This window comes from Sorangium sp. So ce1014 (assembly GCF_051521505.1).
Classification (GTDB): Bacteria; Myxococcota_A; Polyangia; order Polyangiales; family Polyangiaceae; genus Sorangium.
Genome location: NZ_CP150356.1, coordinates 11,177,222 through 11,194,466, shown reverse-complemented (window position 1 = coordinate 11,194,466; position 17,245 = coordinate 11,177,222). Strand labels below are relative to the sequence as shown.

At 72.3% G+C, this 17,245-nt stretch carries 1 protein-coding gene (only partly in view); it reads left to right on the top strand.

Features of this window, described 5'->3' with window-relative positions; genetic code table 11:
- Positions 1-54: 54 nt before the first annotated feature.
- A protein-coding gene (locus tag WME75_RS42330) for an SDR family NAD(P)-dependent oxidoreductase (RefSeq protein ID WP_437483074.1) crosses the window boundary here: on the top strand, positions 55-17,245 show its 5' portion. Its footprint extends 3,056 nt past the window's final position; the window shows 17,191 of its 20,247 coding nt (coding positions 1-17,191); the start codon lies at positions 55-57; its stop codon lies off the right edge, out of view.

The following is a 17,245-nucleotide window of genomic DNA, read 5'->3' as shown; positions in this document are numbered from 1 at the left end:
AAGCGCGAACTTCTCGCTGAGCTGCTCGAACAGCGGTCGAATTGGCGTGCGCCCATGGCCGTCGCCATCATCGGGGTGGCGGGCCGGTACCCCAAGGCGCCCGACCTGGAGACCTTCTGGATGCACCTGCGCAGCGGCGCGAGCTGCATCGGGGAGATCCCCGCCGAGCGCTGGGAGGCGGATCGTTACTTCGATCCCGATCCGGACGCGCTGGGCCGCTACTACACGAAGCGCGGCGGGTTCCTCGAGGGGGTCGACCTCTTCGATCCTCTGCTGTTCAGCATCTCGCCGCGCGAGGCCGAGGCGATGGATCCTCAGGAGCGCCTCTTCCTCGAGATCGCCTGGGAGACGCTGTCGGACGCCGGCTACACGCGCAAGGACCTGTCGAGGTCCTGCAAGGTGGGCGTATTCGTCGGCGTGATGAACGGCAATTACGGCCGGCTCAGCGCCGAGGCGTTCGCGCGCGGCGCCGAGATGCTCGCGTTCTCCGATTTTCACGCCGTCGCCAACCGGGTCTCCTATTGCTTCGATTTCACCGGCCCGAGCGTCGCGATCGACACGGCCTGCTCCTCGTCGCTGACCGCGATCCACCTGGCCTGCCAGAGCCTCGCCGCGGGCGAGTGCCGGGCCGCCCTCGCCGGGGGCGTCAACCTCATCCTGCACCCGCTGCACTACATGCGCCTGAGCCGCATGCGGATGCTCTCCGCCGAAGGGCGAGCCAAGGCGTTCGGCGCGGGCGCGGACGGCTTCGTCGACGGCGAGGGCGTGGGCGCGGTGCTGCTGAAGCCGCTCGTGGACGCGGTCCTCGATGGCGACCGCATTCACGCGGTGATCAGGGGCTCGGCCATCAACGCCGGGGGCAAGACGAGCGGCTACACGGTCCCGAACCCGACCGCGCAGGCCGAGGTCATCGTCGAGGCGCTGGAGAAGTCCGGCGTCGAGCCCCGCTCGATCAGCTACATCGAGGCGCATGGCACCGGGACCGACCTCGGAGACCCGATCGAGATCGCGGGGCTTACGCGTGCCTACCGGCGCTGCACCGACGCCGTCGGTTTCTGCGCCATCGGGAGCGCGAAGACGAACATCGGGCACCTCGAATCGGCCGCCGGCATCGCCGGCCTCACCAAGGTCCTCCTCCAGCTCAAGCACGGCGAGCTGGTCAGTTCGCTTCACGCGTCCCGCACGAACCCCAAGATCGACTTCGAGCGCTCTCCCTTCTTCGTCCAGCAGGAGACCGGGCCCTGGAAGGCCCGCGTCACCATCGTCGACGGCGTCGCGCGCGAGGAGCCGCGGCGCGCGGCGGTGAGCTCCTTCGGCGCCGGCGGCTCCAACGCGCACCTGATCCTCGAGGAGTACAGGCCGCCGCAGGCGCCACAGTGCGCTCCCGGCCCGCGCCTCATCCTCCTGTCGGCGGCCACGGCGCCGCAGCTGTCCGAGCTCGCGGGGCGGATCCTGCGCTTCGTCCGAGAGGCCGCGCGCGGCGAGGGAGCCGGCGACGCGACGACGTTCCTGGCGAGCCTCGCCTACACCCTCCAGGTGGGGCGCGAGGCGCTCGATCACCGGCTGGCCTTCGTCGCCTCATCGAACGACGACGTGATCGACCGCCTGGAGCGCTACCTCGCGCGTGGATCCGAGGCAGAGGGCCTCTCCACGGGGGCGCTGTCTGGCGATCGACGGCGCGCTGCGCTCGACGCGGAGGACGCGGGGCGACAAGCCGAGAGCCTCCTCCGGCAGGGTCGGCTCGACGAGCTCGCGCGCGCCTGGGCGGGTGGGCTCGACGTCGCGTGGCGGGAAGTGATCAGCGAGCGGGCGCCGCTGCTTTCGCTGCCCCATTACCCGTTCGCGCGGGAGCGGTACTGGGCTCCGGCGCAGCCTGTCGACGCGACGGCCACGCCCGCCCGAAACACGAGCCGCGCGCTCGGCGAGGCCGATCCTGCGGCGGACCTCCGGCAGAGCGGGGGCGTCTTCCGCAAGATCCTGCGCCCCACGGACCCCCTGACGCGCGATCACCGCGTCAGCGGGCGCCCCGTCGTGGCAGGGATCGTCTACGCAGAGCTGGCGATCTCCGCGGCTGCCTCGCTCGGCGAGGGAGTCGACGCGGGCTCGATCACCGTCGAGGACCTCGTCCTCTCGCACGTCTGCTGGGTCGACGCGGAGCGCGAGATCCGTATCCCCCTCACGCAGGTCGGCGACCGCTTCGCGTTCCGCATCGAGAGCGGGACCGAGGATCAGCCTGTCGAGCACGCGCGCGGGTTCCTCGCCGTCGGTGCGCCGCGCGGCGCTGGCGCCTCCTCTCGCCTGGAGATCGAGGCCATCCGAGCGCGCTGCACGCGCATCGTCGTCGAGGGGGACGATCTCTACCAGCGCTTCGGAGAAGCCGGGGTCGAATACGGCCCCTGCTTCCGCGGCATCGCGCGCCTATTGGTCGGCGATGGCGAGGCGCTGGCCGAGATCGCGTTCCCGGCGGAGGTCGGGCGCGAGGCCGCTTCCTACCGGCTGCCTCCCATGGTGATCGACGCTGCCATTCAGGCGGTGGCCGGGCTCTTCGCTCAGCGCGAAGAGCCCGGGCGCGGGCCGCGCGTCCCCGTGGCCATGGACGCCATCGAGGTGTCGTCGCGCCTCGAGCTGCGCGGCTTCGCCTATATCCGGGCCTCGGGCTCGGATCGGTTCTACGTCGCTGTCATCGGCCCGGACGGGGAGATCCTTGCCAGGGTCCGCGGTGTTACCTTTCGCGCCCTCCCGGGCAGAGAGCCGGCGGCCGTCCGGGACGAGGCGCTGGGCCAGCGCGACGGCGCTGCGCCGCCGGCGCAGAGGCCGCGAGGGCCTGATGCGGCGGCGCTCCCCGCGGCGCACTCGCTGCGCGAGCGCGCGATCGACTACCTCCGGCAGGTCTTCTCCGGGCCCCTGCGCCTGAGCGCGGGCCGCATCGATCCGAAGGCGCGCTTCGAACGCTACGGCATCGACTCGCTCCTCGTGCTCCAGCTGATGAAGGAGCTCGAGAAGGATTTCGGGCCGCTCTCCTCGAGCCTGCTGTTCGAGGTGCAGACGATCGAGGCCCTGGCCGATCACCTCTGCGCCCACCATGCGATCCGGCTCGGGGAGCTGCTCGGCGCGAGCGGCGTCGCCTCAGCCTCGCCACCGCAGGGGCTGGCGACGCCGTCGCAGAAGGGTGCGCCGCCGCGTCCGACCGCCGCGGTGTCGCCGCCCGTGCAGATGTTCGAGGCGCTCCCGAGCGAGGGAGCCGCCTCTCGAAAGGCCAGGCCGGCGGCAGGCGGGAACGAGCCGATCGCGGTCATCGGCATGAGCGGCCGCTATCCCCTGGCCGCGGACCTCGAGGCCTTCTGGGACAACCTCAAGGCCGGGCGGGACTGCGTCCGGCAGCTGCCCGAGGACCGGCGGTCGTGGTGGCAGCGCCTCGCCCCGGGCGAGGCGTCCGGCGACGTGATCACCCCGTTCGGCGGCTTCCTCGATGCGATCGACGCCTTTGACGCGCGCCTCTTCCACATCTCACCGCGGGAGGCCGCCCGGATGGACCCGCAGGAGCGGCTCTTCCTCGAGACCGCGTGGTCGCTCTTTGAAGATGCGGGCTACCCCCGCCGGAGGATCGAGGCGCTGGGTGGGCGCGTCGGCGTCTTCGTCGGGGTGATGAACGCCCATTACGAGCTCGTCGGCGGCGACCCCGCGGCGCGCGACGCGGCCTCGGATGGCCTTGCGTCATTCTGGTCGATCGCCAACCGGGTCTCCTACTTCTTCGACCTCTACGGGCCGAGCATGGCGGTCGACACCGCCTGCTCGTCGTCGCTCACGGCCGTGCACCTCGCCTGCGAGAGCCTGCGGCGCGGCGAGTGCGCGATGGCCATCGCCGGCGGCGTGAACCTGGTGCTCCACCCGCTCCACCTCAAGCGCCTCCACGCGATGAACATGCTCTCCCGCGGCCACCGCTCGAAGAGCTTCGGCGTCGGGGCCGACGGCTTCATCGACGGCGAAGGGGTGGGCGCGGTGCTCCTCAAGCCGCTGCAGAAGAGCCTCGAGGACGGCGATCGCATCGAGGCGGTCATCCTGGGCTCGGCGCTCAGCGCGGGAGGCAGGACCAGCGGGTACACCGTGCCGAACCCGCGCGCCCAGGCGCGCGCCATCGCGGACGCGCTCGGGGCGACGGGCGTCGATGCCCGGACGGTGAGCTACGTGGAGGCGCACGGCACCGGCACCGACCTCGGCGATCCCATCGAGATCGCCGGCCTCGCCGAGGCGTACCGGCGCTCGACCGACGCGCGCGGTTACTGCGCCATCGGCACGGTCAAGTCGAACGTCGGGCACCTTGAGTCCGCGGCGGGCATCGTCGGGCTCACGAAGGTGATCCTGATGATGCGACACCAGCAGCTCGCGCCCACGCTGCACGCCGATCCGCCGAACCCCCGGATCGATTTCGAGCGCACGCCGTTCTATCTCCAGCACGAGGCCTGCCCGTGGCAGCAGCCCGTCGTCGGGGAGGGGGAGGAGCGCCGCGCGGTCCCGCGCCGGGCCGGGATCAGCTCCTTCGGTGCCGGAGGAGCCAACGCGCACGTCATCGTCGAGGAGTTCGTCTCCGCCCAGGCGACCGAATCCGCCGCGAGCTCGCCGCCCTTGCCCGCGATCGTCCCCCTGTCCGCGAGGAACGAGGACCGGCTCCGGGCTCACGCCGCAAACCTGGCTGCGTGGCTCGATGGACGCCTCGCCGAGGGACCGGAGGCGGGATCGAAGTTCGAGCTCTCCGACATCGCCTACACGCTCCAGGTCGGGCGTGAGGCGATGGAAGCGCGCCTCGTGGTGTTCGCGAGCTCTCTGGAGGAGCTCCGCGACGCGCTCTCGCGCTTTTCCCGCGGCGAGGGCGGCGCGAGCAACACGCTCTCCCATGTCCTCGTCGAGGGGGACGCCCTCCCGTTCGACAACGACGATCTCCGCCTGCTCATCGAGAGCCTCCTTGCCAAGGGCCATCGTACGCGGCTGGCCGAGCTCTGGGTCAAGGGCGCGGACGTCGACTTTGGCATGCTGCCCGAGAGCCGCGGGCGTCGAATGCTCTCCCTGCCGGCCTATCCGTTCGCCAGGACGAGGTACTGGATCGAGCAGCGGGCCAGCGGGCGCGGGCCGGCTCCCGCGGGGGCGCGCCTGCATCCGCTGCTCAACGAGAACGCCTCGACGCTCACGGCCTGCGAGCTCGTGACCCGCCTCGACGCGCGGTCACGCTTCATCCGCGACCACCACGTCGCCGCCCAGGGGATGCTGCCTGGGGCGGCCTTCCTCGAGATTGCCCGCGCGGCCTCGGAGCACGTCGGGATGCGGGCGCAGGGCGCCCGGTCGTTCAGGTGGTCTTCGCCGCTCGTCGTCGCGGCGGAGCCCGTCGAGCTGCGGACGCGGCTGACTGCCGCCGGCACCGTCGTTGAAGCGGAGCTGTATACGACGGGGCCCGCCGGCGATCGCTGCGTGCACGCCCGAGGCTCGCTGTCGTCCGGGGACCTCGAGGGATCCCTCGAGACGGGCGCGGGCATCGACCTCGACGCCATCCGCGCGCGCTGCCCCGACGCGATCGGAGAGGACGCCTGCTACGGGCGTTTCCAGGACGTCGGGCTCTACATCGGCCCCAGCCTCCGGGTCATCCGGCGCCTGTTCCGCGGCCCGGGCGAGGTGCTGGCCGAGCTGTCGCTCCCTCCGACGGAGGAGGGGGACGACGCGGGGCTCCTCCTGCATCCCGCGTTGCTCGACGGCGCGCTTCAGGCGATCGCCCCGCTGGTCGAGGAGCTCGGCGCGGAGCCAGCCCTGTACGTCCCGTTCGCCATCTCGGGGGCAGCGTGGGCGACGCCGTGGCCACGGTCGTGCGCGGCGCACGTCACGTTCGCCGGGCCTCAGGGCGGCGGCCGCGAGGGCGACGCCTTGAAGTTCCGTATCCGCATCGCGGACGCCGAGGGCCGCCTCCTGCTTTCGGTGGAGGACTTCGAGGTGCGGCGGCTCGATCCGGCGCTGCGCTCGATCGCTCGCCCGGCGTCTGCGCCGGCGCGCGCCGGGCTCCCTCCCGCCGAGCCGGGGCTGGACCGACTCTTCCTCTGCCCCGTATGGCGCCCTGCGCCGCTGGCCGCGCCCTCGGCTGAGGGGCTGGCTGGCGACGTGCTCGTCCTCGATCGCGACGATCGGCTGGCGCGCGCGCTCCGGGCGCACGGGTGCTCCGCGACCCTGGTCCTGCCGGGCGACGTCTGCCGGCAGCGCCATGACGAGTGGATCGTCAGGCCGACGCACGAGGAGGACTTCCGCGCGTTGCTCGACGAGCAGGCAAAGCGCGGGCGGGCGCCCCGCATCGTCCTGTTCCGCTGGGACGACAGCGCCCGCATCGACGCCGCCAACGCCGCAGCGTGGTTCGAAGCGGACTTTTCGTCCGTGATCCTGCTGTGCCGCGCGCTGGTGGCCACCGGATCCGAGAGCATCCGCGTCCTTTGCGCGATCCAGGGCGCCGGCGAGGAGCTCTCCCCGCAGGTCGCCGCCTTCGGCGAGCTCGGCAAGTGCGTGGCGCTCGAACATCCCCGCCTGCATCTCGGCGTGGTGGCCTTGCCCTCCGCGGTGAGCGCGGAGGAAGCCGCGGCGCTGCTGCTGCGCGAGGCCGCGGCCCCGGACGAGGAGCACACGGTCTCGCACCGCGCGGGGCCGCGGCGGATACGCGTCTGGGAAGAGGTGCAGTCCGCTCCGGTCTCGCGGGCGCTCCTCAAGCACCGGGGCGTGTATGTCCTCACGGGGGGGCTCGGAGGCATCGCCAGCGCGCTCGCGCAGCGGCTCGCAGAGCGGCACCAGGCGCGCCTCGTTCTCTGCGGCCGATCGCCGATCGACGAGCGCGTCGAGCGGGCTCTCGACGCGCTCCGGGCGCGGGGAGGCGAGGTGATCTACGTCCCCGCCGACGTGCGCGACGGCAGGGCGGTACGGCAGCTCATCGACGCGGCCCGGGCCCGGTTCGGATCCATCGACGGCGTCGTGCACGCGGCGGGCACGATCCGCGACAGCCTCTTCCTCCGGAAGACGCCGGCCGAGATGATGGCGGTGCTCGCCCCGAAGATCCTCGGCGCCCTGCACCTCGACGAGGCGACGCGCGAGGAGCGGCTGGATTTCTTTGCCCTCTGCTCGTCGTGGACGGTCGTGCGAGGAAACCCGGGCCAGGCGGATTACGCCTACGCGAACAGCTTCCTTGACTACTTCGCTGACGTGCGCGAGCGACGCCGGGCGCAGGGCGAGCGGTGGGGGCAGACCGTCTCCTTCGTGTGGCCCGCGTGGGACGTCGACGGCATGCCGGTCGACCCCGCGACGAAGCAGCGCCTGCGGGACGAGGCGGGGCTGGTCCCGCTCACACCGGATCGGGGATACGAGGCGTTCGAGGAGGGGCTGAGGCTGGGCGCGCCGCAGCTCGTCATCGTCGACGGCGACGCGGCGCAGATCCGGACAGCATGGCGCAGCCACGACCGGCGGGCGGCGCAGCCGCCGGTCGTGGCGCCCGCTGATGACATTCCGCTCGCCGCGATCGAGCGCTTCATCAAAGAGGTTGTCGCGGTGGAAGTGAATCTGCAGACCGATGAGATCAACGCGCGGGAGCCGTTCCACAGGCTGGGGATCGATTCGGTGATGGTGATGCACATGACACAAGCGCTTGAGCGTACTTTCGGCGAGTTACCAAAGACCTTGTTTTTCGAGTACCCGTCTGTCGCCGAGCTGGCGCGTTATCTGACGACGCACCGCCGGGACGCGTGCCTCCGAGCCTTCTCCCCGAGGGTGCCCGAGCCGCCGAGCGCCGCCGAGCGCGCGGCGAGCTCCCCTGCGTCCGCGGCGCCGGCTCCCCTGTCGGCGGCGTCGGCTCCGCTGACTGCGCCGGGCGACGGGCCCACACGCGCGCATCCCGGCGGGACCGACGAGCCCATCGCCATCGTCGGGGTGTGCGGGCGATACCCGATGGCGGAGGATCTCGCCGCATTCTGGCGCAACCTCGCGGAGGGCCGGGACTGCATCCGCGAAATCCCCGCGGAACGCTGGGACCACACCGCTTATTACGACCCCACGCGCCATAAGCCGGGGAAGACCTACCTGCGCTGGGGCGGCTTTCTCGACGGCGTCGACTGCTTCGACGCGAGCTTCTTCTCCATCACCCCGCGGGAGGCCGAGGTCCTCGATCCGCAGGAACGGCTGTTCCTCGAGGCCGCCTGGCATACGATTGAAGATGCCGGCTACACGCGGGCCAGCCTGCGTGGCGCGCGGGTCGGCGTGTTTGTCGGCGTGATGTACGCCGAGTATCCCCTCGTCACAGGGGGCCAGCCCGGGGCGGACGGCACGCCGCCTGGCTCCTCGTTCGCGTCGATTGCTAACCGGGTCTCCCACGTGCTCGACCTGCGTGGTCCGAGCCTCGCGGTCGACACCATGTGCTCCTCGTCGCTGACGGCCCTTCACCTGGCCATCGGCAGCATTCGGAGCGGGGAGTGCGAGGCCGCGCTCGTCGGCGGCGTGAACCTGTCGCTGCACGCGCACAAGTTCCTTGTCCTCGGGCAGGGCGGCTTCGGAGCGAGCGACGGGAGGTGCAGGAGCTTCGGAGCGGGCGGCGACGGCTACGTCCCGGGCGAGGGCGTCGGGGCCGTGCTGCTCAAGCCGCTGTCCAGAGCCATCGCCGACGGCGATCACATCTACGCGACCATCGTCGCGTCACGTATCAACCATGGTGGCCGGTCCAACGGCTACACGGTCCCCAATCCGACGGCGCAGGGAGAGATCGTGAGCGAGGCGCTTCGGGTGGCCGGCTGGGAGCCGAGCACGGTCGGGTACATCGAGGCCCACGGCACCGGCACCGCCCTCGGCGATCCCATCGAGATCCGCGGCCTCGCGATCGCCTTTGGAGGGCAGCCCTCGGCCGGCCCGACCTGCGCCATCGGATCCGTGAAGTCCAACATCGGTCACCTGGAGTCCGCCGCGGGGATCGCCGGCCTCACCAAGGTCATCCTTCAGATGCAGCACGGCCAGCTCGTTCCTTCCATTCACGCCGATCGCCTCAACCCGAACGTCGAGTGGGACACGGTGCCTTTCCAGGTCCAGCGGGAGCTCGCTTCGTGGACACCGAGGAGCGAGGAGCGCCATGGCGTCCGCCAGGCGCTCCCGCGCAGGGCCGGCGTGAGCGCGTTCGGGGCGGGCGGCAGCAACGCCCACGTTCTCGTCGAGGAGTACGTTCCGCCCCCGATCGAGCGCCGCAGCCAGGGGCCGTACCTCTTCGTGCTCTCGGCGATGAGCGACGAGCGCCTGCGCGCCTATGCCGAGTCCCTGGTCGCGTTCCTCGAGCGCCCGGCGCCTGGCCGTCACCGCGATCCCGCGGACGTCGCCTATACCCTCCAGATGGGGCGGGAGCCGTTCGCCGCCCGCCTCGCCGTCGTGGCCTTCGATCTCCTGGAGCTCCTCGCGCGCTTGCGCGGGTGGCTGCGCGGGGAGGCGGGCTCCGGCGTCTTCGCTGGCGTCGTGGCGAAGGCCACGGCCGAGATCATCGATCCGGGGGAGCGGCGGAGCCCGCAGGAGCTCGAGGAGCTCGCCCGGCGCTGGGTCAGCGGCGCCTCGATCGATGGGGCCGCGCTGCGGCGCGACCATGCCCGGCGGCGCACGCCGCTGCCGGGCTATCCCTTCGCTCGCACCCGGCACTGGATCCGCCCGGTCCGCGTCGAGGGCGCGCCGGCGGGGCGCGGCGCGCCGGCAGCGAACGGCACCGTGACCGGCCTGGCAGAGCAAACCTGGACGCCTGGGGCGGCGGTGGTGGCGCTCGCGCCGGCGGCGAGGAGCGCCGCGAACGGCCTGGCAGAGCAGGCCTGGACCCCTGCGGCGGCGGTGATGGCGTTCGCGCCGGCGGCGGGGGGCGCCGCGAGCGGCCTGGGAGAGCAGCCCTGGGTGCCCGCGGCGGCAGCGCCGCTCGCGCCGGCGACGGGCGGCGCCGCGAGCGCGCCCCCGAGCGACGGTGCCATGCGGCCTCCGCCGGCCTCCGGGGCGGAGCTCGCGCTCTTCGAGCCTGGCTGGCAGGAGTCGCCTCTGCCGCCTGCCGCCGGCGCGGAGCCGGGGGGCTCTGTCCTCGTCCTCGACACCGACGGGCGCTTCGCCGAGGCGCTGCGCGCCAGGTTTTTGCGATCGCAGACGGCCTGGAAGATCACGCACGCTCTCCTGGGCAGCGGGTTCCGTGCGCTCGAGGAGGGGCGTTACGAGGTCGACGGCAAGCGACAGGGCGACTGGGAGAGGCTGCTCGACGCGCTCGAGGCGCGGGGAGCCGCTCCGACGCAGATCCTGCTGTGCCCTGCGGCTGCGTCGCCGGGCCGCGGCGAGTGGGCGATTCGGCGCCAGCTCGACGCGGGGCTCTACACCGTCGTGGCCCTCAGCCAGGCCCTGCTCGCCCGCACGTCGGCCGCGCCCATTCAGCTGCTCATCGTGGATCGCCAGCTATCGCGCGAGGAGCCTGCCGCCCTGCCTCTGTACGCCCCGCTCGCCGCGTTCGCGAGGAGCCTGCGCTCGGAGAGCTCGCGCGTCATCGCGCGGGTCGTCCACGTCTTCGACGCGCCGGAGGCGCTCGTGGACAGGATCTGGGAGGAGAGGCGAGACGCCGCGCCGGAGATCTGGCTCCGGGATGGCCGCCGGCTCTCGAAGCGGTTTACCAAGTGCGGGCCCGCGCCGGAGCGCGATGACGCGCCCGCGATCCGCAAGGGCGGGGCCTACCTCATCGTCGGCGGAAGCAAGGGGGTCGGCCTCCTCTTCGCGCGGCACCTCGCCGAGCGGTTCGACGCCCGCCTCGTGCTCTGCGGGCGCTCGGAGCCAGACCCCGCGCTCCTGGCCGAGCTCGCCGCGCACCAGCGGGCCGGCAGGCGCGTCCGGTACGTCCGCGCCGACGTGGCGCGACGCGAGGATGTGGTGGCGCTCCTCCGCGAGGCGAGGACATTCCTCGGGGAGATCCACGGCGTCCTGCACTGCGCGATGGTGCGTCACGACGGCCATCTGGCGCACAAGCGCGTCGACGAGATCGAGGCCGTGCTCGGGCCCAAGGTCCAGGGCACCGTCTTCCTCGACGAGGAGACGCGCGACGATCCGCTCGACTGGTTCGCGGTCACCTCGTCGCTCGCGGGGCTCATCGGGAGCGCGACGCAGACGGACTACGTGTTCGCGACCGGCTTCCAGGATGAGTACATGGGCTACCGGGAGCGCCTGCGGGCCGCTGGCCTGTGCCGAGGCAAGTCGCTCGCCGTCGACTGGCCACTCTGGGAGGAGGGCGGCACGCGCGTCGAGCAGTCCCTCGCGGACCATGTCCGCGCCCAGACAGGCGTGGCGCAGCTGCCCACTGCCAAGGGGATCGATGCCTTCGAGCGCGCGCTCCGCGCGGACGCGAGCCAGATCGTGGTGCTGTACGGGCGCCTCGACCGGGCCGACGAGCTGCTCAGCGGCTCCGCGATCGGCGAGCGGCTGGCAAGCGCGCGGAGCGATGGCGGCGCCCAGGAGGGCGATCTGCAGCGTCGTGCGGAGACGTACGTCTGCGACCTCATCGCGCAGGTGACGGGTAGGCCCAGGGAGACCATCGAGACGACCGTGCCTTTTGCCGACTACGGCTTCGACTCCATCGTCCTCGGCCATCTCAAGGCTCGGCTCGACGAGGAGATCGCCGAGATCTCGCCGACCACCGTGCTGGCCTATCCGAGCGTGCAGGCGCTCGCGTCTTTCCTGCTCGCGGAGCACCGCGAGCGGGTCCAGGCAGTCCTCCGGAATCGCCAGGGCGCGGTCGGCCATGCCGAACCCGGCGAGGATGCCGACAGAGCGCGCCAGGCGATCGTCACGGAACGTCAGGGCGCGGCGCCCGTCGAGCGCCAGGACCGCCAGGACCGCGAGCAAGGTCTGCGGTCCGAGGCGCGCAGGGCGCCGGCGTCCGCCACGACCTCGCGCGACGATGCGATCGCCGTCGTCGGGGTCGCGGGCCGCTACCCTGGCGCGCGCACGCCCGGGGAGATGTGGCCGCGCCTCCTCGCCGGGCAGAGCGGGATCACGACCGTTCCGGCAGACCGGTGGCGCACGGTCGACGGGCCCAGCGCCTCCGGCGGGTTCCTCGACGGGGTGGATCGCTTCGATCCGCTGTTCTTCCAGATGACACCCCTCGAAGCCGAGCAGGCCAGCCCCGAGGAGCGGCTCCTGTTGGAGACCGCCTGGGAGGCGCTGGAAGACGCTGCCATTCGTCCCTCCAGCCTGCGAGGCCGGTCGGTCGGCGTGTTCGTGGGGATGACGACGCACACCTACCCGCTGCTCACGCGCGAGCACGACAACCGCGGGGCCCCCGCGCTCGACGGTGCCCACTTCCGGATCGCGAACCGCCTGTCCATCTTCTTCGACCTGCTGGGGCCGAGCTTCGCGGTCGACACGGCGTGCTCGTCGTCCCTCGTGGCCCTCCATCTCGCGTGCCAGAGCATCCGCGTGGGCGACTGCGAGGCCGCCCTCGTCGGCGGCGCGAACATGTACCTGCACCCCTCCAAGTTCGCGAACCTGAGCCGAGCGAGGCTGCTCGGCACGCGGCCGAACCGCGGCGTGTACTCGGCCGACGGGGACGGGTTCATCCCCGGCGAGGGCGTCGGCGTCGTCGTGCTGAAGCCGCTGCGCGATGCGCTCCGCGACGGCGATCCGATCCACGCCGTCATCCTCGGGTCCGCCGTCCGGCACAAGGGCAAGGGCAGCGGCGCGTCCCTGCCCTCGCCGAAGGAGCAAGCCGCGGTGGCGGCGGAGGCGCTGGCTCGCGGCGCCGTGGATCCGAGCACCGTCGGGCTTGTCGAGGTGCAGGCGACTGGCTCCGCCCTGGCCGACGCCGCGGAGTGGGTGGCCCTGGACCAGGTGTACGGCGGGAGGAACGGGGCCCAAGGGCCCGGGTGCACGGTCAGCGCTCTGAGCGGGTATCTCGGCCACTCCGAGGGGGCATCAGGGGTCGCGCAGCTCACGGCGGTGCTCCTGCAGATGCGGCACGGGCGCATCGCGCCGGTGCGCCTCCCCGACCGCCTCAACCCCGAGGTCAACCTTGCGCGCTCGACGCTCACCTTGCCGACCGAGCCGGCGCCCTGGGAGCCCGTGCGGGTCGCCGGCGGCGCAGGGGAGAGCCGCACGGTGCGCCGGGCTGGGATCAGCTCCGTGGGCGTGGGCGGCACGATCGCGCACGTCGTCATGGAAACCGAGGTGCGGGCGCCCCAGGCGTTCGCCGAGCTGAGCGAACCCGCTCGTAGAGCGGAGCTCGTGCCCCTGACCGCGCGGACGCGCGATGGCCTCGTCGAGCAGGTGCGCAGGCTCCAGCGGTTCCTCGCTTCCGACGCGGCGACTGGAGCGGAGCCGGTCCGGCTCGGCGATCTTGCGTGGACCCTCCAGACCGGGCGGGAGCACTTCGTCGAGCGGCTCGTCCTGATTGTCGAGAGCAAGGAGCCGCTCGCGGCGGCGCTCGACGCCCTCGCGTCCGGCCAGCGGCCCGCGTGCCCGACGTTCGTGGGGAGCGCGGCCGGCGTCGATGGAAATGGCGCCGCCGCCGCGAGCTCCACGCCGCGGGACCTCGAGGAGGCTGCCCGGCGCTTCGTGAAGGGGGCGGCGATCGACTGGCTCCGCCTGGCCGACGGGTCGCCGAAGCGGCGGCTCCGGCTCCCGACCTACCCGTTCGAGCGACGCCGCTGCTGGCCGCACGACGTCGGCGAGGAGGGGGCCGCCGAGACGCCGCCGGCGAGGGCCGCGGAGGCGCCGTCGGTGGGGGCCGCCGGCAACAAGAACGCGGCCGCCGGCTACTACAACCATGTGCTGTCAGCGCTCGATACGCCGAGCGGCAGCGCCCTGGAGGACGATCACTTGATCCTGGCACCGTTCATCGAGCGCGTTGACGGCTTCTCGTGGCTGCTGACCTTCGCCGATCCGGAGCGCCACGCCGAGCACTACCGGCTCGCCATCGAGAAGCAGCGGGAGCTCAAACAGATGCTCTTCGGCGGCGTCGACATGAATCGTGTGACGCGCGCCCTCGACATCGGATGCGGGCTCGGGACAGACATCATGACGCTGGCGCGGGCCTACCCGGAACTCCGCGCCGACGGGTTCAACATCAGCTCCCGGCAAGTCCAGGTCGCGCGCCAGCGCATCGATGCCTCGGGGCTGTCCGATCGCGTACGCGTGCACGAGGCAGACAGCTCCCGGACGCCGTTCCCGGGCCGCTTCGACCTCATCATCGGGTTCGAGGTCGGGGTCCACATCCAGGACAAAGACGGCCTGTTCTCCAACATCGCCCAGCACCTGAGCGACTCGGGCCGAGTCCTGCTCGCCGACGTCGTGGCGAGGACGGCGGCGCCTGTGCACAAGCCCGAGCTCGGCCATTTCACCTCGACCGAGGCGGAGCTCGCCCGCTGCCTCGCCCGCGCCGGGTTGCGCGTGGACTCCTGCGTCGACGCGAGCCGCGAGGTGGCGAACTTCCTCGACGATCCCAATTTCGAGGCGAACCTGGCGGAGCTGCACCGGGTGCACCCCACGCTCGAGCAGGTCGCCCCGATGCACCGCGGGTGGCTGCGCTTCGGCAAGGCGCTCAGCCTGGGCCTGTTCCGCTACGTGGCCCTGACGCTCCGGAAGTCTCGCCCCGACGAGCGCGAAGCCGCGGTCGCGGAGGCCAACCTCGACGCCTTCGTGAGCTCCCGCAGCTATTCCGAGGCGATCCGGGGGTTCGCGCGGCCGGCCCAGGCGGCCGCGGCGCCGCCGGCCGCGGCGCCGCCGGTCTCGGCGCCGCCGGTCCCTGATGTCGCTGCCCGGGTCGCGGAGATCGTGCGCCGTGTGCTGCGCATGATGCCGCACGAGCTCGACCTCGACGCGCGCTTCGCCGATTTCGGCGTCGATTCGCTCCAGGGCCTGCAGGTCCTCGAGAGCATCAACCGCGAGCTCGGCCTCACGCTCGAGGTCCACGCCCTCTACGATCATTCCAGCGTGCGGGATCTCTCCCGCTACATCGCCAAGATTTACGCCGAGCAAAGGGCGGCTGCCGCTGGCAGGCAGGGTGCGGCAGCGCCGGAGGCGCTGCCCCCGCAGCTCGGATCCGAGCTCGCGCAGGCTGCTCCGCTGCCGAGGGCCGAGCTCGCGCGGGCTGCCCCGCAATCGCGCCCGCAGCGCGCCGCAGAGCACCCTTCGGGGTGCATCGCGGTCATCGGCATGGCGGGACGCTTCCCTGGCGCCAGCGATGTCTTCTCGTTCTGGGAGAACCTGCGCAACGGCGTCGATGCGGTCCAGGAGGTCCCGAGCGGCCGGTGGGATGCGAAGCGCTACTACGAGGAGGGCGCGTCGAGTGAGTCGGTCAAGACCCTCAGCAAGTGGGGAGGCTTCCTGTCGGACGTCGATCGGTTCGACGCCGGCTTCTTCGGGATCGCGCCGGCCGAAGCCCGGCTGATGGATCCACAGCAGCGGCTGATGCTCGAGACGTGCTGGGCCGCGCTCGAGGACGCCGGGTATGCGCGGCAGGCCCGCGGCTCGCGTTGCGGCGTCTACATCGGGGTGCTCGGCGGCGACTACCAGGACATCCTCCGGGACGCGGGCGGCGACGAGCAGTACCGCGCGCACGCGATGATCGGAAACGCGACCTCCATCCTGGCCGCGCGCATCGCCTACTTCCTCGACCTCAAGGGCGGGGCGGTGAGCCTCGACACCGCGTGTTCCTCCTCGCTGGTGGCCATCCACAAGGCCTGCCAGGACCTCCTCGCCGGTGAGGTTGACCTCATGCTTGCCGGCGGGGTCACGCTCTACCTGACGGTGCGGCCCTACATCATGATGAGCCGCGCGGGCATGCTCTCGCCCCGCGGGCAGTGCCGGGCGTTCGACGACCGCGCCGACGGGATCGTCCCCGGCGAGGCGGTGGGCGCCGTCGTCCTCAAGCGGCTCGAGGACGCGCTCCGCGACGGCGACAGGATCGACGGGATCATCCGCGCCTCCGGGATGAACCAGGACGGGCGCACGAACGGTATCACCGCGCCGAGCGCCGCCTCTCAGGAGGCGCTGCTCCTCGACGTGTGGCGCAAGGCCGGGATCGATCCCGCCAGCATCTCCCTCGTCGAGGCGCACGGGACGGGCACCCCCCTCGGCGATCCGATCGAGATCGCAGCCCTGACCGCTGCTTTCCGCAAGTACACCGATCGTCGGCGGTTCTGCGCGATCGGATCGGTCAAGAGCAGCATCGGCCACACCTCGGGAGCCGCAGGTGTCGTGAGCCTCATCAAGGCGCTGCTCGCGATGCGTCACCGCCAGATCCCGCAATCGCTGCACTTCGAGCGGCCGAACCGGCACATCCATTTCGAGGAGAGCGCGCTCTACGTGAGCGACCGGCTCAAGGCGTGGGAGCAGCCGACCGGCGGGCCGAGGCGCGCCGCGATCAGCTCTTTCGGGTTCAGCGGCACGAACTGCCACCTCGTCGTCGAGGAGCACGTCGCTCCGAAGCCGGTCCGCAGGCCGGAGGCATGGCAGATCATCGTCCTGTCGGCGCGCACCGAGGAGCGGCTCCGCGCCTGCGCCGATCAGCTGCGCGCCTTCCTCGCGGGGCGCCGAGGCACCGCGGAGCTGCCCGGCCTCGACGAGCTCGCCTACACGCTGCAGCTCTGCCGGACGCCGATGCCGGCGCGGCTCGCCATCGTCGCTTCCACCGTCGACGAGCTCGTCGCACGCCTCTCGGCCTATGTCGACGGCAGGGTGGACGACCCGTCCCTCTTCTCGGCCCGCCTGAGCCGGAGCGAGGGCGCCGTCGCCGACGGCGGCGCGTCCGCGGCTGCCGTGCCCGGCGGGTTCGAGGAGCTCACGCCCGAGCGCGCCAGGGAGCTCGCGCGCCGGTGGATCGCGGGCGGCGAGGTCGCATGGCGGCATCTCTACAGGGATCCAGCGCCCGCGAAGATCGCGCTGCCCCTCTATCCGTTCGAGCGCGAGCGCCACTGGATCGGCGGCTCGGCCAGCGCCTCGGCCGACGTCCCGCCCGCCCGCACCCGACGCGCGCCCGCCTACAGTGTGGACGAGCTCTGCTACGAGCCGCGCTGGCTGCCAGCATCGCTCGACGACACCTCCCCTGGTCCGCGCCCGACCCGGCCGCTCTATCGGAGCGCCCTGCCGCAGGATCGTGACGGGGCGGTGCTCGTCGTCGTCCCGCAAGGCTTCTCGGCGGCGGCGCGCGTCATCGAGGCATGGCATCCCGGTCGGCGCACGATCACCGTCACGCTGAGCG